Raw genomic sequence first — 19,413 nt, 5'->3', positions numbered from 1 at the left:
CACGGGCATGGGAGCAGCAGGTTCAGCGGATGGGTCTGAACGTGCCAGCCGCGAACAACCGTTGGCGAAGTCGGTCCCCCGTGAACGCGACACAACGCACCACGCTGGGCTGGCTTACCATCGGCGCCATGAACAATCCAGCACAAGCGATTTCTCCCGTCCATTTCGGCCACCAGGGCCGGGTGGTCATCGTCACCGGTGGGGCCCAGGGCATTGGCGAAGCCTGTGTGCGCCGCTTCGCCAGCGAAGGCGCGCGGGTGGTCGTGGCCGATGTTTTGCCCGCGCCTGCCTGGGCCCGAAAACTCGGCATTGTTTGCCTCCCTTGTGATGTCGGATCCAGCGCGGCAGTGGACGCCATGGTGGCCCAAGTGGTCAAGGCCTTCGGCCGGGTGGACATCCTCGTCAACAACGCAGGCATGTTCAGGGCATCGCCCTTTCTGGACATCTCAGAAAGCGACTTCGATGCGGTTTTGCGGGTGAATCTCAAAGGCAGCTTTCTGGTGGCCCAGGCCGTGGCGCGCTGCATGGTGTTGACCGGTACCCGAGGCAGCATCGTGAACATGAGCTCGGTCAATGGTGTGCTGGCCATTCCCGAAATGGCCAGCTACAACATCAGCAAGGGCGGCATCAACCAGCTCACGCGCGCCATGGCCCTCGCCCTGGCTGACCAGGGTATCCGGGTCAACGCCGTCGCGCCCGGCACCATTGCCACGGAGCTCGCCGCCCAGGCGGTGCTCACCAGCCAAGCCGCCCGAAACAAAGTCCTCAGCCGCACGCCCCTCAAACGCCTGGGCACACCCGCAGAGGTGGCCGATGTGGTGGCCTGGCTGGCGAGCGATGCGGCCAGCTACGTGACCGGAGAAATTGTCACCGTGGATGGCGGACGCATGGCCCTGAACTACACCGTACCGGTTTGATCGGGCTTTGCGCTGCGGCCTCACCAGGCCGGCGCAGAAACGCTTGAAGTCCATCCGGCGGCGGGGCATACTGCAGCATGGCCCTCACTCATACACGCCCCGGAGACCCTGTCGACGTTCAGCCGATGGGAAGCCGACTGGCGACCGAACCCACCAAGGCGCTGTTCAAGTCCGATCAGCTGGAACTGATTCGGCTGGTGTTGCAGGCGGGAAAATCATTCCCACCTCACCAGGTACTGGGTGAAATCACCATCCACTGCATCGAAGGCGAGATCGATGTCACCGTGGACGGCGAAAGCCACATCCTGAAGGCCGGGCAATTGTTGTTCTTGAAGGGCGGTACCCAGCATGGCGTGACCGCCTTGCAAGACGCATCTGCGCTGGTGACCATCGTTCTGAAACCCTGAGCGCTGGCGAGCCATCGCCCAGCGCCCTCAACGCATCAGCGCGAATAGGCCAGGCCAGAGGCCACACCGCCAAACAAGTCCCCCTCCACCATGGGAACACCCGGGAACGCGGCTTGAAGTGCACGCTGGAAGGGTCGCAAGGCGGAAGAGCCACCGGTGAGGTACAGGGCACCCAGATCACCATCGTCCAGGCCAGCCTGTTCCACGCAGGCGCGCGCGCAGGCCACCGTGCGCTCGAGCTGGGCGGCGAGCGCGGCGTCCATGTGCTCAGGGGCCAAAGGCGCGCTCAGACCCTTCTCCAGACACGACAGATCCACCGCGGTGGGCGCATCGCTCACCGAGCAGCGGATCTTGGCCTGCTCAACCTCAAAGGCCATGCGATGGCCCTCGCGCTGATGCAACACCGTCATCAAGCGCCGGTGCAGATTTTGATCGCTGTAGTTGGTGCGCAGGTTTTGCGCCTGGCTGATCGCCCGGGGCAGGTATTGCCACTGGATCAGGTGCCAGGTGGACAGATCCATGAACACGCGGTGGGGGACCTCCCGGCCCTCTGGCCCATGGTGGCGGTAGCCCAGCAAGGGCATCACACCGCCCAGGCTGAGCTTCTGGTCGAAGTCGGTGCCACCGATGTGCACACCGGTGGTGGCCAGGATATCGCTCAGGCGATCGGCCTTGCCCACATGGTTCGGGCCCAGGCGCACCACCGTGAAATCCGAGGTACCCCCGCCAATGTCCACCACCAGCACCAGACTCTCGCGACTCAGGCGGCGCTCATAGTCCAACGCAGCCGCAATAGGCTCTAGCTGAAAACTCACGTGCTCGAACCCCACCCGCCGGGCCGCATCTTCCAGCGAATGCTGTGCCAGCGCATCGCGCTCCGGGCTATCGTCCACAAAGTGCACGGGCCGACCCATCACCACCCGCGTGGGCTCATGCCCCAGTGCCTCACTCGCTCGCTCGCGCAATTCGCCCAGAAAAATGGCAATGATGTCAAGAAAACTCACCGCATGGCCGTTGACCTCGGTGGTCTCCATGAGCAAGGGACTGCCCAGCAGACTCTTGAGCGAGCGCATGAGCCGTCCTTCGGTACCACTCAGGTACTGGGCCACGGCATCGCGGCCAAAGTGGGTGAACTGGTCTTCGGCGTTGAAAAACACCGCCGTCGGCATGTTGATCGCCTCGCCCTCCAGGGGAATCAGGCGCGCCGCGCCATTGCCCTGGGCCCAGGAAACGGCCGAATTGGAGGTACCGAAGTCGATGCCAAGGGTACCGGTGAGAGGTGCAGTCATGCCGAGCGGTGGGGGAAACAAGGTGGCCGGGTGTGAGCCGGGCAACCAAGGATTCTGCCATTTCCGGCACACCGCCCCTCATCCGCTCTCATGACCTTCGCCACGACAAGCTCGGATGTGTGCCCGTTTGGGCTCGTTGTCGGGTCCAGGCGGGCTGATCAGCGGGGACCCCCCTCAGCCTGAGACATCGGCAGCAGGTTCACACAGGCCCTGCAGCATCGAGGCTGCGGCTGCGAACTCGAGGTTGTTGACCTGCTCGCGCAACTGGGCAAAACCTTCGTTCCCCAAACCGTGCTTCAACCCCGTGGCCATTGCGTTCACCCGATCGATCGCCCCCAGATCGTTGCTCAGCAAGCACTCAACCAGCGCCTCCACTTCGGCAGGTTCGACGGATGTACAACCCTGCGACGCCTCCCCTCCCACCTGGGCTTCATGTGCCGCCAGACAGGGTTGGACAGCCTGGCGCAAATGGTTCAGCTCTTCGACCACATCGGCCAGCAAGTGCCCAACCTGATCCACCTGCTGGGTACGGCAAGCCTTGTCGGCCATGGCCGCAGCCCGCTCCACAGCTTGGGCGCCCAAGGTGCCTGCACTGCCTTTGAGCTTGTGCAACTGTGCGGCCAGCGCTTGCAATTCGCCCGCATCCACCGGCGCAGCGTTGCGATCAAGCGTCGCGAACTCAGCCAGCAGGCGTTTGAGCATGGAGAAAAACAATTCCTGATCGCCGCCCAGGCGCCGGCAAGCCGCGTCCGAATCGATGCCCTCGATATGGGGCCAGACCAAGGGACTGCGCGGCGGGACGCCTTGGGGTGCCGACGACTGCGGTGCGCCCCCGTTGTGTATCCAGCGCCGGATACAGCCCACCAGGTTCGCCACTTCAAACGGTTTGCTGACGAAGTCGTTCATGCCGGCTCGCTTGGCCAACTCCATCTCACTGCTCAATGTCGAAGCGCTCAGGGCAATGATGGGCAAATGCTGCAGGCCCAGGCCACTGCGTATGCGCCGGCTGGTGTCGAAGCCGTCCAGCACAGGCATTTGAAGATCCAGCAAGACCACATCAAACCCCTGTGGGTTGGCGAGCAACTGATCAATGGCCTCCTGGCCGTTCAGGGCCAGGCTGACCTCTGCGCCCTCCAGCTCCAGCACGCGGCGGGCGACTTCGAGATTGATTTCGCTGTCATCGGCCACCAGCACGCGCAGGCCTTGAAGACCCAAGCCCGGGGCCGGCTGGTCTCCGGCCGCCGGCGCGGGCAGCATCTCTACGTCACCCAGACCGAAGTCGAGCTCAACCCAAAATTCACTGCCCTCATTCGGTTCACTGGTCACGCCCAGTTCACCCCCCATGAGCTGGACCAGCTGCTTCACGATCGACAAGCCCAATCCGGTACCACCGAAGCGCCGGGTTGTGGACGCATCTGCTTGGGCAAACGGCGTGAACAGCCGCCCCATCTGCGCTTCGGTCATGCCGATACCGGTGTCGCGCACCGCAAAACGCAGGCGTGAAATGTCTGAGGCCCCCCCCACCCGGGTCACCAGGAGCTGCACCGAACCCGCCTCGTCTGTGAACTTGATCGCGTTGGTCAACAGGTTGAGCATCACCTGGTGCAGCCGCGTCGAATCGCCCACCAATGCCTGGGGTATCTCAGGTGGCAGGTCAAGCTGGAAGTCGATCCCCTTGGCCTCTGACTGCACCGAGACCAGCTCTGAAATGTCGCGCAGCAAACTCGCCAGGCTGAAAGGTGCGCGCTCAATTTTCAGCTCGGAGGCTTCAATCTTGGACAAATCCAGGATGTCGTTGATCAATGACAGCAACGATTTGCTCGCCACTTTGATCTTGGCCAGAAAACCACCTTGCTCGCTGGTCAGCTCGGTCCGCTCCAGCAGATACGACAAGCCGATGACAGCATTCATGGGCGTTCGGATTTCATGGCTCATGTTGGCCAGAAAATGGGTTTTGGCCTGGTTGGCTCGACGGGCCTTGTGCACGGCTTCGCGCAGCGAGCGTTCGTATTCCTTTTGCTGGCTCACATCGTGCGCAATACCAAGGTAGCCCACAAATTCATTCTGGTCGTCGTACATGGCGGTCACACCCAATGACACCGGGATGCCCACGCCGTCTTTGCGCACATAAGTCCATTCACGGGAATGCCCCAGCTCCGCAGCATCGATCAACACTTTGCCGGCCTGTACCGTTCGACCCAGTTGCCGTGACAGCTCTTCGGCACGGTGGCGCATTTCCCGCTCATCATGGAACTGCAGGGTGGACATCTTGCCCACGACTTCCTCCTGGCGATAGCCCAGCAGCTTCTCGGCGCCCTTGTTGAAAATGCTGATATCACCATCGCGATTGACTGCCACGATGGACACCTGAGAAGCGGCGGCCAGCACCGCATTGAGCAAGGTCATGGTCTGGCGCGACTCGCGCTCAGCCTGGCGGCGCTCGGTGATGTCTGTGCTCACCATGTAGAGACCGCGAACCGCGCCGTCGCCCGCCAAATCAGGCACCAGGTGGGTGTCCATACTGACCACAACACCGTCCATGACCTCGTCGTGCTCGACGCGCTGAGCGACGCCTTTCAGCAAGGCGTCTTCAATGGGCAAGGATTCGATGCCTGCACACGATGGGAAGAGTTCGGTCCGCGTCTTGCCGATGATCTCCTCGCGCTTGTGGCCCAGGTATTGGCAGTAGGTGGCATTCACAAACTGGAACTCGCCCAGACTGTTGGTGTATGAGATGCGAACCGGCAAATGGTCGGTGATGCTGCGCAGGAAGCGCTCACGTTCTGCCAGCAACCGGTGCGCTTCGGCCACATCGGCTTGAAGGCGTTTGCGCTCGGTGATGTCGGTCCGTATAGAAATGAATTTTTCGACCTCGCCGCTGGCGTCCACAACGGGCGAAACGATGCTGTCCACCCAGTACAGAGAACCGTCCCGTGCCTTGTTGCAGACCTCGCTGCGCCAGGACTTACCCGACGAAACGGTCGCCCACATGTTGTCCCAGAAAGCAGCTTTATGCACCCCCGCATTGATCAACCGGTGGTTGTAACCCAGCAACTCTTCACGGCTGTAGCCCGAGATCGTGCAAAAGCTGTCATTGACTTCAACGATGGTGCCCGCCCGGTCCGTGACCGACACGATGGCATGCTGGTGAATCGCTTGCAGCAAAGCGGCCGAATCGCGCTGCGCGAGTGCCAGCTGCTGGCGGCTCTCGTTCAGCTCGGTGAGGTCGTGGACCAAGACATAAAAGCCCTTGACTTCGCCATCCACGATGTCCGGCAAGTAATACACCAAGAGTTGCCGGGGGACGCCTTCATGGCAGGCCACCAGGGTCTCCTCAAAAGTTTGGGGCTCGCCACTCAACACGGCCTGAATGTGCGGACGGCTGATCTCCAGCATGTTTTCGGGGAGCACATCTTCCATCGACCGGCCGACGAGGTCCGACGAATCCATGCCAACAAACTCGGCATAGGCCCTGTTGGCGACGCGGCAGACCCTGTTGATGTCCCAGTAGCCGATCATGGATGGCAGCGCATCCAGAATGTTGCGGAAATCGTGCAGGGTTTCGTTGAGCGCCTGCGTGCGGCTTTGCACCTGGATTTCAAGCTGTCCATTGAGGTCTGAGAGGGCCTGCTGCGCCTGGTGCGCCTCGCTCATATCGCGTATCACTTTGGACAAGCCCACACATTGGCCGTTTGCGTCCATCAGGGGCGACACAGCAATCGAAACCTGCAGCAAACGTCCGTCGCGGCACAGCCTGGTCGTCTCGAAGGGTTTGGCGGTCCGCCCGCTCCTGACGGCCACCAGAATCACTGCGTCTTCTTCGGAGCGTTCGGGGGGTAGCAGCAAGGTGCGCAGCAGCTGCCCTGTGGCCTCATTCTCAAGGTACCCAAACATCTTCTCGGCGCCATGATTCCAGTCCACCACTCGGCCATCCAGCGACACCACAATGATGGCGTCCAGGGAATTTTCGACGATGGCCGCACGGTGTGCATGGGCCAGATGCATCTGGCGCTTGCGCGCCTGGCCGGTGGCCACCAGGTAGACCAGCAAGGACAGCAGAGCGGACAGGCCGGCCAGAATGCTGGCAACCTGCGCTGGACTTGTCTGGTTCAGACGCTGAAAGAAAACAGGCGTCGGGTTGAGTTGGGCCGACCAGTTGCGGCCGTGAACGGAAAACTCGATAGTCTGGGTCAATGCCCTGGCAGGTGGCGGCGCCACACCAGGCGACTCAAAAAACACCACGGGTGCCTCGTCGCCCCGGTCTGAGAGCTTGAGCATGAGCTCCCCATTGGAGAGATCGAGGCCGTTCAGCAGCTCGGCCATCACCAAGGGCGCATACGACCAGCCGATACAGGCGAGTTCCCGCTCGGCCTCGCTGCGCAGCGGCATATTGGGCCGGTAAATGGGCATCAGCAGCAGGAACGACTGCGAAGGCTTGCCGGTGGCCTGAACCAGGGTGATGGGGCCGCTGAGCGTGGCTTCACCCGTGCGCATTGAACGCATGGCTGCGCCGCGGCGGTTTTGCTCCGAGGCAATGTCGAGCCCCAGGGCCTGCCGGTTGATTTCCAGCGGCTCAATGTGCTGAATGACAAAGCGCTCGCGGTCATGCGCGTTCAATTGCCTGACCGTGAAGTCCGGTATGCCGTCGGCACGTTCCCGCCGCACAAAAGCCGCTTGCCCGGCCGGCGACACCCGCCGGATCACACCAAACCCACGGGCACCAGGAAATTCGACTTTATAGTCTCGCGACTCGCTGTACTCAAGAAAGCGCTTGCGGTTGATGGCGTCCACCCCACCCGCGAGCACCGCGCCGCGCACACTGCGCAGCCCAAATTCATACAGATGCAGGCGGTCCACCACCGCGGCCACAGCCTGTGCAGACTCGGCTTCAAACTGCACCTGAGCAGCGCTCAGGTTCGTGTGCCGCTGAAAGTGTGCAGCCAGGCCGGTCAGCGCCAGCCCTGTCGCCAAGACCAGCGTGGCCCATGCGCGGGGGGCGCCGGAGGGGTTCATGCGATCGCTTGCAACGAGGCTGGACGGCTGTGGGCCGAGATTTCTTCAGCGCGGGCTTGCGCGTCATCTTGCCCAATGTCTGCCCACCACGATTGCGCACACCCAGCCAGGCGAGCCGCTTTAAGCGCACCCTTCGCCGACCGGTACAAGGCCTGCGCATCGCATTCGGGCAACTCACCCACGCCATCCGCGGCCAGCGGCTCGACCCAGCATGTGCTGGCGCTGTCGTAGACCGACATTCCGATGGTCGCCGTCACATGGCCCGACAAGGGCGAGGTGTCGTGATCAATGCCCAGTTGCTCAATGGCATCCAGCACCGCGTGAGCACGCTCTTCACCGTGCTCGCGGTCGCTGCCAGGCAGCAGCATGGCAAAGGTGTTGCGGTCGAATCGCGCCAGGAAATCAGCGGGATGGGTGCACGTTTCCAGCAAGGCCTGGCTGATGCTGCGAAGCGTCTTGTCCACCATCTGATGACCGTAGCGCTCACCGTACGCATCCATGTGGTCCAGCCCGATCAACAGCAGGCTGACGGCTGTACCGGTTCGCAGGCCACGCGCCCACTCCTTGGACAGGGTCTCTTCAAAGTTGGTCTGGTTGGCCAGCTTGGTGACACGGTCCTTGGTTGCATTGCGCCGCAGCTCGTCCGTCAGGCGCTTGATGCGCAACTGGGTCTTGACCCGAGCCAATACCAGCGCCTCGTTGACGGGTTTGGCGATGAAGTCCACCGCCCCCAGGCCCAGGCCCTTGACCTCGAAATCGTGGTCAGAATGGCTGGTCACAAAAATGATCGGCACATCGCGCAAGACCGGATCGGCCTTCATGGTCTCGCACACCTGAAAGCCGCTCATGCCAGGCAGCTCGGCGTCCAGCACCATCAAATCGGGCTGCCAGTCGCGCGCCAGTTGCAAGGCGGCTTCGCCTGTGGTGGCAAAGCGGAATTGGCCCTGCCCGGCGAGCATGCGGGCCATCACCCGAATCAGTCCCGGATCGTCGTCCACCAGCAAGATGTTGTGTTCCATGCGGATTGCTCCTTCATTCGGCCCGCCCCAACGGCGCGCCCTCTTCATACCCAGAACATCGGCCGGCGGGCTGAAAAGTTGAACGGAGCTCCCATGAGGCATAACCCCCCCAGACCGGGCGCGCCGCATCGGTGACAGCCATGACAAGTTGCACCCGGTAAGATAATTGCATATACAACTAAATCTCAAGCATGGCATGACCGCACCCAATCACACCCTCGAACAATGGCTGGCCGAAGAAGCTTCAACCCTGGAGCGTTTGAATGCAGGCCCCGGTCCAGGCGTGGCCCGACCCGAACAGATCGCAGGCAAAACCGGCTTGCAGCAGATGCAGGCCATGTTGAACGGCGAGATCCCCCATGCCGCCATCGCGGCCACGCTGGATTTCCTGATCATCGGGGTGGAAGACGGCGTGGCCACCTTCCAGGGAACCCCCGGCCTTCAGCACCTTAACCCCATGGGCACGGTGCACGGCGGCTGGTTCGCCACCCTGCTCGATTCCGCGCTGGGCTGTGCCGTGCACACCCGAATGCCCGCTGGTCGCGGCTACACCACCGCCGAACTCAGCGTCAACATCGTCAAGGCGCTCACACCCAAGGTGCCCCGTGTGCGTGCCATCGGGCGTGTGATCCATTGCGGCCGCCAGCTCGCCACCGCAGACGCCCGCCTCATCGGCCCCGACGGCACGCTCTACGCCCATGCCACCACAACCTGCCTGGTATTCGAGATGAAGCACCCACCCGCCAGCGGTGCAACGACATAATCCAAGGCACACCGAAACACTGAGCAAGCGAAAGGCTTCCCGAATGCGATTTCTTCACACCATGCTGCGCGTGGGCAACCTCCAGCGATCCATCGATTTCTACACCGACGTGCTGGGCATGCAACTGCTGCGCACCTCTGAAAACCCGGAATACAAGTATTCGCTGGCGTTTGTGGGCTATGGCGGCGGCAACCCCGGCCAGGCTGAGATCGAGCTGACCTTCAACTGGGGTACCGAGCAGTACGACATGGGCAACGCCTATGGCCACATCGCATTGGGCGTGGAAGACGCCTACGCCGCCTGCGACAAGATCAAGGCTGCGGGTGGCAATGTCACGCGAGAAGCCGGCCCCGTCAAGGGCGGCTCCACCGTGATCGCCTTCGTCACCGACCCCGACGGCTACAAGATCGAACTTATCCAGCGCCCGGAACACGCCGGCGGCGGCGGATTGCGCTGACCCTGCGTTCCCCGCAAGGCAAGCGCCCAAGAAAAAGCCCGGTCAGTGCCGGGCTTTTTTGTGTCCGTCTGCGGCCAGCGTTTATTCGACGATCGTGACTTCCACGCGGCGTGCCTCGGCATCGTTGCCCGAGCCCGTCGACTCTTCTGGCTTCTTGAGATCCATGGAAGACTCGGCCACACCTGCACCCACCAGCGCATCGCGCACCGACAGCGCGCGCTTGCCCGCCAGCTCGGCGTTCATGGCGGCGTTGCCCGAAGCATCGTGGAAGCCCGACAACACCAGTCGCTTGCCGGCCTTGGCCGCGGCGATCGCATCACCCAATGCAACCAGGGCACCCGGCGCCAGATCGGCTTTGGCGGACGCGAAGTAAAACTTCACCACCCCGTTTTCGATCACCACGCTGGCGTCGTCGTTGCTGGCGGGCGCCGCTGCGCCATCGGCCTCAACCGGCGCAGCATCGGCTGGCGCATCCGCAGCTGGCGCTGCAGCGGCCACGGCTACTTCGCCCGATTCGGTGGCACCACCACTGCGCGCTTTGGAAATACCCACACCCAGCGCCAGCCCCACGGCCAGCAAAATGGTCGAAATCAACACCACCGCGACAACGCGCGTGTCCTGGTCGTTATCTTGGGAAGACATGGGGTCACACTCCGTGAGAAATAATAGGTTTTTTGAAACTGATCCAGCGCGGGCCAATGCCCCGTGCTCTGGACAACCCTTGATTGTAGATGGCATCACCTGACCCACACCTTGCCAACACCGCCACCCAGCCCAACCCCTGGGACCCAGCACAGCGCGACGGCGCGCAGATGATGCAAGACACCCTGGCGGAATGGCGCGCCCAGGGGCCTCGGCCCGATCTCTGGGTGTTCGGCTATGCATCGCTGGTGTGGCGCCCCGAATTCCAGGCCGCCGAACAGCGACTGGCCCATGTGCAGGGTTACCACCGCTGCCTGCGCATGTGGAGCCGGGTCAACCGCGGCACATACGAGCGGCCCGGCCTGGTGTTTGCCTTGATGAACGGCGGCAGCTGCCAGGGCGTGGCCGTGCGCCTGCCCTTTGAGGAAGTCGAAGCCATCATGCCCGCCCTGTGGGTGCGGGAAATGCCCAACCCGGTGTACGACCCCAAATGGGTGCACTGCCAGACCAAACAGGGCCCGGTGCGCGCCCTGGCCTTCACCCTGTCCCGCCGCAGCCCCAACTTCACCGGCACGCTGAGCCCCGCGCAATACCGCGACATCTTCACGCACTCAACCGGCCGCTACGGCAGCACGCTCGACTACGCCCAACAAACCCTGGAAGGCCTGCGCACCCACGGCATCGAAGACCACGCGCTGGCACGCCTGCTGAAGCAGAACACCTGAGATCGGCAACCCCTACACGCCCGCCCCGCCGCCAGCAGTTCTTGACCTCACGCAAACCCCTGGCACGGCACCCTGCCTATACTGCGGCCATGAACATAGCCGACCTGCGCAAAAGCTACGAAAAAGCCGAACTCAACGAATCCGCCTCTCAGGCCGATCCAATGAAACAGTTCGAACAATGGCTGGGCGAAGCCATCAGCAGCGAAGTGCCTGAGCCCAACGCCATGACGCTGGCCACCGTGGGCTCCGATCTGCGCCCCAGCACCCGCATCGTGCTCATCAAGGGATTCGATGAACACGGGATCGTCTGGTACACCAATTACGCCAGCCGCAAAGGCCAGGAACTCGCCGGCAACCCCTTTGCGGCCCTGCAGTTTCACTGGGTTGAGCTGGAACGCGTGGTGCGCATCCAGGGGGTGGTGGAAAAAGTGAGCGACGCCGAGAGCGATGAATACTTCCACAGCCGCCCGCTAGACAGCCGCATCGGCGCCTGGGCCAGCCCCCAAAGCCAGGTGATCGACGGTCGCGGCGTGCTCGTGGCCAACGCCGCCAAGTTCGGCGCCAAGTTTCTGCTTCAACCTCCCCGCCCTCCCCATTGGGGCGGCTACCGGCTCAAGGCAGACACCTGGGAGTTTTGGCAAGGGCGCAAGAGCCGGCTACATGACCGGTTGCGGTACAGCCAGCAGACCGAGGGGGCTGGGTGGCTGCGGGAGCGGCTGGCGCCGTAACGCCGCGTTCACTGGCGGGTATGTTGGCGTTCTTTTTGCCACTTTTTTCGAAAGAACCGCGACAACTGTATCAAGTCCGAGTGCAACGCCTGGTTAGCGATTTAGCTGGCCTCTGCGCCGAACTCTTTTAACGCTGATAAAGCTTGCTCTGCTTTTTCTGTTTGCACAAATACATGGTCATGATAGAAAGCGGCAATGACGTTTGCGCTTATGCCATATGATGCCAATTTATTTGCAACTGCTGCAGTCAATCCGACGGCTTCCAAACTTGAATGAACAGTCAGCGTAATTTGCTTGAATACGCCTTCAAAAGCCAACTTTTCTTGCACTGCCGATTCAACTGGAATTATTATGGTTAAGCCTTCAGACTCCTTGAATGTGGCCAATGGATTAAGATGTTGATAATCCAAATTATCACTGGGAAGTGTGCAGAATACGTATTCACCATCTTGGATCTCTGGTGACATCGATTTCAACAGCTCGTCTAATTCAACAATACCTGGCATAGTTTAAGATTCCTTCTTTTGCTCACGTTTGAGGTGATCGGCATGCACGGCGGGTCGTGCTTGGCCGAGAATGAAATGACGGCCAAGCGGCGCACGCCATTGCGTGTCCCCTTGAGTGATGGGATGGACTCCCCCGTTTGTTTGCGCGACATTCGCGCTCTGGTCTTCATGGGCGTGGGGATCAGGTCTTCATCCAAACGAAAGGAGTCCGACATGAATGCTACTACTGTGGCCGTCGATCTGGCCAAATCCGTTTTCCAAATAGCTGTGGCCGATGAGCATTGGCGCATCGTTGAAACGCAGCGTCTCACGCGTTTGCAGTTCGAGCGCTGGTTCGCAAATCGGGCTGTATCTCTCGTTGTCATGGAAGCCTGCGGCTCGGCCCACCACTGGGCGCGCTGGCTCAATGGCCTGGGCATTGAGGTTCGCCTGCTGCCCGCGCAATACGTGCGCGCCTATGTGCGCCGCAACAAGACCGATGCCACCGATGCGGCGGCTTTGCTCGAAGCCGCCCGCGCTTCCGACATGCGCCCGGTGCGCGTGAAGTCGGTCGAGCAGCAAGCTTTGCAAGGCTTGCACCGCGTGCGCTCGCTGTGGATGGGCACGCGCACTTCGCGCATCAACGCTTTGCGCGGTTTCCTGCGTGAGTTTGGCATCGCGGTTCCCGTGGGTGCTCGCACCGGGCTGGAGGCGATCAGCCGGGTGCTGGCCGATCCGGGTTCCGCTGTGCCTGAGCTGATCCGGGGCACGGCCCGCTTGCTGGTCGAAGAAGTGCGCCTGCTCGAAGCTCGCATCGCCCAGTTGGAACGGGAGCTGGCCGCCCTGGCCAGGCTGAGCCCAGCTTGCACCACGCTGCTCTCGATTCCGGGGATCGGTTTGCTCACCGCCACGGCGCTGGTGGCGGCCACCTCGGGTGATGTGACGCACTTCAAGGATGCGCGCCACTTTGCCAGTTGGTTCGGTCTCACGCCGCGCGAGCATTCATCTGGAGGCAATCGCTTTCTTGGCTCGATCTCCAAGCGTGGGGACCGCTATTTGCGCATGTTGCTCACGCACGGCGCCAGGAGCGTGTTGCGAGCGGCCAAGGTGGCTGAGGCAGCAGAGCGCGAGGTGTGTGGGGTGCGCCGCTGGGCATTGGATGTGCAGCGTCGGTCGAACCACAACAAGGCGGCCTGTGCGCTGGCCAACAAGCTGGCGCGTATTTGCTACGCCACGCTCAGGGACAAGGTACCGTTCGGTGAAACCGAACGGCTGAACAGAAAGATCCACCGAGAGAGTTTTGTGATGCCTGCCTGAAGGGCAAACCCAAACGAACAGCCATCACCCAAAACGAGTTTTGTTTCCACCCACGCCGCTTGCGACGAGATTGATTGACCCACATGGCCAACCGGGCACACCCCAGACCGTCTGACGCCGATAACCCTTCCGGCAGCTTGCCTGCCGCTTGTAACGATTGGCGCGCCGGTCCCGCAGATTCCATGCTGGCACGGACCACAACAGAGTCCACCTCAGATGCCGGATATACGACTGCAGGCGATTCCCCAACAGCCAAAACATCAATCAGTTTCTTGCCCTTGTGGGGGAGTCCATATATGACGGTCTTCGATTGCGCATCAAAGATGTGGACTTCGACCGGCGCGTCATCATTGATCGCTAGGAGCCCGCGCTGTTTGGGATGCGGACCAGCGGGCCGATCGAGCGGGGTTGGAAACGCCTCATGCACTCAACCGGAAATACCCCAAGCTTGGCCAGTCTTGGGGGTGGTTCTGGTCGCTTCCTTCGCTTGCTTTTTCGGTGGCCCTACGCTCTGGCGTCGAGCGTCGCCACCACTCATTTGAAGAATGGCTGCAGCGGGGGCGATCAAGAAGGGCACGGCGAGCGCGGGCATTTGCAAGCCCGTTTCGGTTCACTCCATGCGCCACAGCTTTGCCACCCATTTGTTGCAGGCGGGTACCGATTTTCGAACGGTGAGGGAATTATTGGGGCATTCGGATGTGTCGACGACCATGATTGACACACACGCACACCAAGGTGGCCGCGGGCGGCACCGCCAGCCCGCTGGATGTGCTGGCCTGACACTCAGTCGGCCGCCGAGCTGACCAACACACCCTGCGCTGCCACTGCGGCCAGCGCTGCACCCGACACCAGCACCGGCGCCACCTCCGCCAGCGGTACCAACACAAACGCCCGCGCCCACATCCTCGGATGCGGCAGCGTCAGGTGCGGTGATTCGATGGTGGCCGAGCCATACAGCAGCAAATCCAGGTCCAGCGTGCGCGGCGCATTCAGGAATGGCCGCTCACGGCCGGCCGCCAGCTCGATACCCTGCAGCGCCAACAGCAGCTCGGGCGCGGTGAGGTGTGTGGCCACTTCGGCCACGGCGTTGATGTAGTCGGGGCCACTGGAATCGATGGGCGCTGTGCGGTACACGCTGGACGCCTTGACCAGCCGGGTACCGGGCAGGCACTTCAGCGCAGCGAAAGCATCGTGAACGGCCAGCCGGGCATCGCCCAGGTTCGCGCCCAAGGCCACATAGGCCACAACCTCCGGGCGCGGTGGTGTGGCTGCCGTCGTCATGGCTTGTGGTCTGGCCTGGGGGTCTTGAGGGGCTTGAAGGGCGGGTCTATTCGCCGGCGGCGCCACCGCCGCCTGCACCGGGCGCTGCGCCCTCACCCCCACCGGCACCACCCGTGGGCTTGCGGCGACGGCGGCGGCGCTTCTTGGGGGCCGCAGTGCCTTCGTTGTCGCCATCGGGGTGGGCGGAGCCCCCCTCTTCGGCATCGCCACCGTTGTCGGTGCCGTCGTTGTCGTCGCGGAAACGCGGATCGGGCTGTTGCTGCCCTTCCTGAGCCGGGTGGTCGGCGTCGGTGGGCTTCACGCGGCGCGGCTTGGCCGAGCCAGGTTTGCTCTGGTTTTCTTTGCGCTGGGCGTCGACCATGTCGGCGCGCATATCGTCGCTGACGTTCTGGAAGGTTTCCCACCAGTGGGCCAGCTCTTCGTCGATTTCGCCCACCTGGGCGCGCAGGCGCAGGAAGTCGAAGCCTGCGCGGAAGCGGCCTTGGTCGACCAGGCTGAAGGGCGAGGTGCCCACACGCTTTTCAAAGCGCGGCTGCATCATCCAGATTTCGCGCATGTCCGAGCCCAGCTTGCCGCGGCCCGATACATCGCCAATGCGGTTGTCAAAGGCTTCGTCCACGGCGTCTTGCAGGGCAGCAAAGGGCGGTGGTGGACGCTGGTTGCCGCGCGGCTGCAGGCGTCGCTCCCAGCCCTTGCGCACATCGGCCCACAACACGCAGGCCAGCAGGAAGCTGGGCGCCACGGGCTTGCCTTCGCCCACGCGGCGGTCGGTGTCTTGCAAGGCGAGCTTCACAAACGGATCGTCGCCCCGCTCCACCACCACATCGAGCAGCGGGTAAATGCCGGTGGCCAGGCCCACAGCTTTGAGCTGTGCGATGCTGGCCAGCGCATGGCCGGTTTGCAGCAGCTTGAGCATTTCATCAAACAAACGGCTCTGCGGCACATCGGCCAGCAGGTTGCGCGAAGAAGCCAGGGGCTCCAGCGTCTTGGCGTCGAATTTGAAACCCAGGGCGTTGAGCTTGGCGGCGAAGCGCACGGCGCGGATGATGCGCACCGGGTCTTCGCGGTAGCGCGTGGCGGCGTCGCCGATCATGCGCAGCGTCTTTTTCTTGGCGTCGCGGATGCCGTGGTGGAAATCGACCACGATCTGCGACTCGGGGTCGTAGTACATGGCGTTGATCGAGAAATCGCGGCGCGCGGCGTCGTGTTCGATCGAGCCCCAGACGTTGTCACGCAGCACACGCCCGCTGGCGTCCACTGCGTGTTTCATGGTGGAGAGCTGACCCTTGCTGGTGCGCTCGTTGCCCTTGACCTGCTCGGCGTCGGCGCTGTCGAGGAAGGCGCGGAAGGTGGAAACTTCGATCACCTCGTTGTCGCGCCCACGGCCGTAGATCACGTGAACGATGCGGAAGCGCCGGCCAATGATGAAAGCGCGGCGGAACAGGCTTTTGACCTGCTCGGGCGTGGCGCTGGTGGCGACATCGAAGTCTTTGGGGCGCAAGCCCAGCAGCAGGTCGCGCACCGCGCCACCCACCACAAAGGCTTCAAAGCCGGCCTGCTTGAGCGTGTGCACCACGTCCAGCGCGCGTTCGTCCACCAATTTGCGGTCGATGCCGTGCACTTCAACGGGCACATCTTCGCGCTTGCCAAATTTGGAGACCTTGGCGGTCCGGGGGGCGCTGGTTTTGCCCAGCAGCTTGTCGATGAATTTTTTGATCATTCGAATAAATTGAGAATGCGCCAGCCACGCTCTGCAGCGATGGCCTGGAGCCGGGCGTCCGGATTGGTCGCCACGGGCTCTTGCACTTTTTCCAGCAGAGGCAGGTCGTTGATCGAGTCGCTGTAGAAGCTGCTGTGCGTCACATCGGCCCAGGAAAGGCCGCGGGCAACCAGCCATTGTTCCACACGTGCCACTTTGCCCTCGCGAAACGAGGGCGTGCCCCGGATTTCACCGGTGGGCTCGCCGCTGGCATCGCGCTCCAGATCCACCGCCATGAGCTCGGGCACGCCGAACGCCTGGGCAATGGGGCGGGTCACGAATTCGTTGGTGGCGGTGATGATGATCACGGTGTCGCCGGCGGCCTGGTGCTGCTGCACCAGCGCCTGGGCCGCTGGCCGCATGGCGGGCCGGATCACCTCATTCATGAAGCGGGCATGCGCCGCATTGGCTTGGGCCAGGCCCTGTTCGCGCAGGGCACTGGTGGCAAAACGGATGTACTCGGCGATGTCCAGCTTGCCGGCCTTGTACTGCTCGTAAAAGGCGTCGTTGGCGCGGGTGTGGCTCTCGGCATCGCGCCAGCCCAGCGCCACGGTGAACTGGCCCCAGGCGTAGTCGGAATCCAGCGGCAGCAGGGTGTGGTCGAGGTCAAAGAGCGCGAGGCGCAGGCCCCGGGGGGCCGCAGCAACAGGGCTTTTAGGCGCAACAATGGCGTCGGAGTGCATCAGATTCATGGACAGGGCTATTCGTTTTCCAGCATCGACTTGATCAGCGGAATCGTGATCGCGCGCTGCGTGCGCAGGGCATAGGCATCGAGCTGGTCCAGCAGCATCATGAGGCTGGAGAGATCTCGGGAGAAGCGGTTGAGCATGAAATCCATCACTTCATCGCTCAAAAACACGCCGCGCGCATCGGCGGCCCGGCGCAACACCGAGCGGCGCTCGGCTTCGCCCAGCGCGTGCAATTGAAACACATGCCCCCAGCCCAGGCGGGTGCGCAGGTCTTCGCGCAACTGCAGATCGGCCGGTGGCCGGTCGCCCGCGGCCAACACCCAGCGGGCGCTGCCGTGCGCGGGGTTCTGGGCGTTCACAAACCAGTTGAAGGCGGCGCCCTGCTGCTCGGCGGTGTAGAGCTGGCAATCGTCGAGCAGCACCGCGTCCCAGTGTTCGTCGAACTCGGTGGGGTGCAAGATGGACGCGTCGAGCCAGCCCACGCGGCTGCCCCGCTCGCGCAGGGCCTCGCGCACCGCCCGCAACAAATGGCTTTTGCCACTGCCGCTCACGCCCCACAAAAAGGTGGGCACGGGCGAGCGCAAGGCGTTGCCGGCCCAGAGCTTGAGGTGTTCGAGCGCGGCTTCATTGCCCACCGGCACAAAATTGCCCAAGGTGGACACGGGCGCCAGGCCAATGTCCAGCGCCATTTGCGTCATGGGGGGTTGTCGGTCCTGACTCATGCGGGGGTGTCCTTCTCGCCAGGGGCGCTCGCGCGGCTCACGAGGTCCGACTGTGCCGAGCCCTCGGTGCCATCTTCCAGATACAGCTCACTGGCCATGTAGCTGGCCTTGGCGCGCCGAATACCCACCAGCAACACAGCGCTGGCTGGCAAAGCGATCAACACGCCCACGAAACCAAACAGCTGGCCAAAGGCCATCAGGGCAAAAATCACCGCGATCGGATGCAGACCAATGCGCTCACCCAGCAAACGCGGGGTCACGTACATGCTCTCCACCACCTGCCCCACGCCATACACCACCCCCACCAGCGCCACGCCCAGCAAGCCCTGGAATTGCAACACCGCCGCCAGCAAACCCATGATCAGCCCCAGACCAAAGCCCAGGTACGGCACAAAGACCGCCAGACCGGTGAACACCCCGATGGGCAAGGCCAGCTTGAGCCCCACCAGGGCCAGGCCCACGGTGTAAAAAACCGCCAGCACACCCATCACCAGCAGTTGCCCACGCAGGTACTGGCCCAGCACTTCGTCGGTTTCGTCCAGAAAGCTCTGCACCCCGGCGCGCCAGCGGGGCGGGATCAGGCCCTTGACCCGCGCGACCATGTTGGTCCAGTCCAGCAACAGGTAATAGGCCACGATGGGAGTCAGCACCAGGTTGCCGAACACCGCCGCCAGGGCACTGCCGCCGATGCGCAGCGATGACAGCAGGCCGTCGAGCAGATCGCTTTCATGCCCGGCCACCAGCTGGCGCAGCCATTCGCGCACCTGGCCCACGTCGATCCGCACATCCACCCCCAGGCGCGACGCCAGCGGCACCAGCTGATCATTGAGGCGGTCCAGCAGCAGCGGGACCTGCTCCTTGAGCAGGGGCACCTGCTTGGTGATCACCGGCACGATCAGCAGCAACACCGCAGTGAGCACCAGCATCAGCAGGAAAATCGCCAGGCCGGCCCCCAGCCAGCGGGGAATGTGCCTGTCATGCAGCAGCTCGACCAGCGGATGCAGGGCGTAGGCCAGCACGGCCGCCAATAGAAACGGCATCAGGACCGGCGCCAGCAGCGACAGCAATAGCCAGCTCACCACGGCGATGGCGGCCCAGGAGGCCATGCGTATCTGTTGAGGGTTGAGGTTCATCTTGGACTTTTAAGCTGCTTTGAAGCGGGTGGGTAGGGGCCGCGAGAACGGAATCGGCTGCCCGTGA

Annotated in this window: 18 protein-coding genes; 8 read left to right on the top strand and 10 right to left on the bottom strand. The window is 62.8% G+C overall.

Annotation, left to right across the window (positions count from 1 at the left end):
• The first annotated feature begins 128 nt into the window (after positions 1 to 128).
• Positions 129 to 917, top strand: coding sequence for an SDR family oxidoreductase (locus E5678_RS01330; RefSeq protein ID WP_136180574.1), 789 nt, complete (start codon positions 129 to 131; stop codon positions 915 to 917).
• A 77-nt stretch (positions 918 to 994) separates the two neighbouring features.
• Entirely contained in the window at positions 995 to 1,324 is a 330-nt protein-coding gene (locus tag E5678_RS01325) for a cupin domain-containing protein (RefSeq protein ID WP_136176861.1), read from the top strand.
• 35 nt (positions 1,325 to 1,359) lie between these two features.
• Here E5678_RS01325 and E5678_RS01320 read toward each other — a convergent pair whose 3' ends face one another.
• From E5678_RS01320 to E5678_RS01310, 3 genes are all read right to left on the bottom strand, one after another.
• The gene (locus tag E5678_RS01320) at positions 1,360 to 2,613 is read right to left on the bottom strand and encodes an Hsp70 family protein (RefSeq protein ID WP_136176860.1); all 1,254 of its coding nucleotides are present in this window, start codon (positions 2,611 to 2,613) and stop codon (positions 1,360 to 1,362) included.
• Between the two features lie 174 nt (positions 2,614 to 2,787).
• Complete coding sequence (locus E5678_RS01315; protein ID WP_136176859.1) at positions 2,788 to 7,626, bottom strand: PAS domain S-box protein; 4,839 nt, start codon at positions 7,624 to 7,626, stop codon at positions 2,788 to 2,790.
• Complete coding sequence (locus E5678_RS01310; protein ID WP_168708461.1) at positions 7,623 to 8,645, bottom strand: diguanylate cyclase; 1,023 nt, start codon at positions 8,643 to 8,645, stop codon at positions 7,623 to 7,625. Before E5678_RS01310 ends, E5678_RS01315 begins: the two co-directional genes overlap by 4 nt.
• Before the next feature lie 196 nt (positions 8,646 to 8,841).
• Between E5678_RS01310 and E5678_RS01305 the strand changes: the two genes are divergently transcribed.
• Positions 8,842 to 9,408 (top strand): PaaI family thioesterase, encoded by a 567-nt coding sequence (locus E5678_RS01305; protein WP_136176857.1) that lies wholly within the window; start codon positions 8,842 to 8,844, stop codon positions 9,406 to 9,408.
• Positions 9,409 to 9,451: 43 nt separating this feature from the next.
• Positions 9,452 to 9,865, top strand: a complete 414-nt coding sequence (gloA, locus tag E5678_RS01300; protein ID WP_136176856.1) for a lactoylglutathione lyase — start codon at positions 9,452 to 9,454, stop codon at positions 9,863 to 9,865.
• Positions 9,866 to 9,946: 81 nt separating this feature from the next.
• Here gloA and E5678_RS01295 read toward each other — a convergent pair whose 3' ends face one another.
• On the bottom strand, positions 9,947 to 10,507 hold the full coding sequence (locus tag E5678_RS01295; protein ID WP_136176855.1) for an OmpA family protein: 561 nt from the start codon (positions 10,505 to 10,507) through the stop codon (positions 9,947 to 9,949).
• An 89-nt stretch (positions 10,508 to 10,596) separates the two neighbouring features.
• On the opposite strand from E5678_RS01295, the gene E5678_RS01290 reads away from it, so the two are divergent.
• A complete protein-coding gene (locus E5678_RS01290; RefSeq protein ID WP_247596874.1) occupies positions 10,597 to 11,232 on the top strand; it encodes a gamma-glutamylcyclotransferase in 636 nt (211 codons plus the stop codon).
• Positions 11,233 to 11,321: 89 nt separating this feature from the next.
• A complete protein-coding gene (gene pdxH, locus E5678_RS01285; RefSeq protein ID WP_136176854.1) occupies positions 11,322 to 11,960 on the top strand; it encodes a pyridoxamine 5'-phosphate oxidase in 639 nt (212 codons plus the stop codon).
• A gap of 101 nt (positions 11,961 to 12,061) precedes the next feature.
• On the opposite strand, the gene E5678_RS01280 is transcribed toward pdxH, so the two are convergent.
• A complete protein-coding gene (locus tag E5678_RS01280) occupies positions 12,062 to 12,466 on the bottom strand; it encodes an ACT domain-containing protein (RefSeq protein WP_136176853.1) in 405 nt (134 codons plus the stop codon).
• 213 nt (positions 12,467 to 12,679) lie between these two features.
• On the opposite strand from E5678_RS01280, the gene E5678_RS01275 reads away from it, so the two are divergent.
• Complete coding sequence (locus E5678_RS01275) at positions 12,680 to 13,762, top strand: IS110 family transposase (RefSeq protein ID WP_136176852.1); 1,083 nt, start codon at positions 12,680 to 12,682, stop codon at positions 13,760 to 13,762.
• 545 nt (positions 13,763 to 14,307) lie between these two features.
• On the top strand, positions 14,308 to 14,565 hold the full coding sequence (locus E5678_RS22765; RefSeq protein WP_136176851.1) for a tyrosine-type recombinase/integrase: 258 nt from the start codon (positions 14,308 to 14,310) through the stop codon (positions 14,563 to 14,565).
• Here the strand turns inward: E5678_RS22765 and folK are convergent.
• From folK to E5678_RS01245, 5 genes are read right to left on the bottom strand one after another with little or no spacing between them, the layout of a single operon-like run.
• Positions 14,546 to 15,043: a 2-amino-4-hydroxy-6-hydroxymethyldihydropteridine diphosphokinase gene (gene folK / locus E5678_RS01265; protein ID WP_136176850.1), complete on the bottom strand. Its 498-nt coding sequence runs from the start codon at positions 15,041 to 15,043 to the stop codon at positions 14,546 to 14,548. The genes E5678_RS22765 and folK overlap by 20 nt on opposite strands.
• A gap of 46 nt (positions 15,044 to 15,089) precedes the next feature.
• Positions 15,090 to 16,763, bottom strand: a complete 1,674-nt coding sequence (pcnB, locus tag E5678_RS01260) for a polynucleotide adenylyltransferase PcnB (protein ID WP_136176849.1) — start codon at positions 16,761 to 16,763, stop codon at positions 15,090 to 15,092.
• Positions 16,760 to 17,485, bottom strand: coding sequence for an HAD family hydrolase (locus tag E5678_RS01255; protein WP_210732029.1), 726 nt, complete (start codon positions 17,483 to 17,485; stop codon positions 16,760 to 16,762). Before E5678_RS01255 ends, pcnB begins: the two co-directional genes overlap by 4 nt.
• A gap of 17 nt (positions 17,486 to 17,502) precedes the next feature.
• On the bottom strand, positions 17,503 to 18,189 hold the full coding sequence (gene hda / locus E5678_RS01250) for a DnaA regulatory inactivator Hda (RefSeq protein ID WP_136180571.1): 687 nt from the start codon (positions 18,187 to 18,189) through the stop codon (positions 17,503 to 17,505).
• 20 nt (positions 18,190 to 18,209) lie between these two features.
• Positions 18,210 to 19,346, bottom strand: coding sequence for an AI-2E family transporter (locus tag E5678_RS01245; protein WP_136176848.1), 1,137 nt, complete (start codon positions 19,344 to 19,346; stop codon positions 18,210 to 18,212).
• Positions 19,347 to 19,413 lie beyond the last annotated feature (67 nt).

This window comes from Hydrogenophaga sp. PAMC20947 (assembly GCF_004795855.1).
Lineage (GTDB): Bacteria > Pseudomonadota > Gammaproteobacteria > Burkholderiales > Burkholderiaceae_C > Hydrogenophaga.
Note: the sequence above shows the minus strand (reverse complement) of the source record. Positions and strands in the feature narration are given on the sequence as shown.

Bases quoted from the DNA above. Each gene is read 5' to 3' on its own strand.
- pcnB (WP_136176849.1), bottom strand. From the start codon at position 16,763: ATGATCAAAAAATTCATCGACAAGCTGCTGGGCAAAACCAGCGCCCCC.
- hda (WP_136180571.1), bottom strand. From the start codon at position 18,189: ATGACGCAAATGGCGCTGGACATTGGCCTGGCGCCCGTGTCCACCTTG.
- E5678_RS22765 (WP_136176851.1), top strand. From the start codon at position 14,308: ATGGCTGCAGCGGGGGCGATCAAGAAGGGCACGGCGAGCGCGGGCATT.
- E5678_RS01315 (WP_136176859.1), bottom strand. From the start codon at position 7,626: ATGAACCCCTCCGGCGCCCCCCGCGCATGGGCCACGCTGGTCTTGGCG.
- E5678_RS01295 (WP_136176855.1), bottom strand. From the start codon at position 10,507: ATGTCTTCCCAAGATAACGACCAGGACACGCGCGTTGTCGCGGTGGTG.
- E5678_RS01310 (WP_168708461.1), bottom strand. From the start codon at position 8,645: ATGGAACACAACATCTTGCTGGTGGACGACGATCCGGGACTGATTCGG.
- gloA (WP_136176856.1), top strand. From the start codon at position 9,452: ATGCGATTTCTTCACACCATGCTGCGCGTGGGCAACCTCCAGCGATCC.
- folK (WP_136176850.1), bottom strand. From the start codon at position 15,043: ATGACGACGGCAGCCACACCACCGCGCCCGGAGGTTGTGGCCTATGTG.
- E5678_RS01255 (WP_210732029.1), bottom strand. From the start codon at position 17,485: ATGCACTCCGACGCCATTGTTGCGCCTAAAAGCCCTGTTGCTGCGGCC.
- pdxH (WP_136176854.1), top strand. From the start codon at position 11,322: ATGAACATAGCCGACCTGCGCAAAAGCTACGAAAAAGCCGAACTCAAC.
- E5678_RS01325 (WP_136176861.1), top strand. From the start codon at position 995: ATGGCCCTCACTCATACACGCCCCGGAGACCCTGTCGACGTTCAGCCG.
- E5678_RS01330 (WP_136180574.1), top strand. From the start codon at position 129: ATGAACAATCCAGCACAAGCGATTTCTCCCGTCCATTTCGGCCACCAG.
- E5678_RS01305 (WP_136176857.1), top strand. From the start codon at position 8,842: ATGACCGCACCCAATCACACCCTCGAACAATGGCTGGCCGAAGAAGCT.
- E5678_RS01275 (WP_136176852.1), top strand. From the start codon at position 12,680: ATGAATGCTACTACTGTGGCCGTCGATCTGGCCAAATCCGTTTTCCAA.
- E5678_RS01320 (WP_136176860.1), bottom strand. From the start codon at position 2,613: ATGACTGCACCTCTCACCGGTACCCTTGGCATCGACTTCGGTACCTCC.
- E5678_RS01290 (WP_247596874.1), top strand. From the start codon at position 10,597: ATGGCATCACCTGACCCACACCTTGCCAACACCGCCACCCAGCCCAAC.
- E5678_RS01280 (WP_136176853.1), bottom strand. From the start codon at position 12,466: ATGCCAGGTATTGTTGAATTAGACGAGCTGTTGAAATCGATGTCACCA.
- E5678_RS01245 (WP_136176848.1), bottom strand. From the start codon at position 19,346: ATGAACCTCAACCCTCAACAGATACGCATGGCCTCCTGGGCCGCCATC.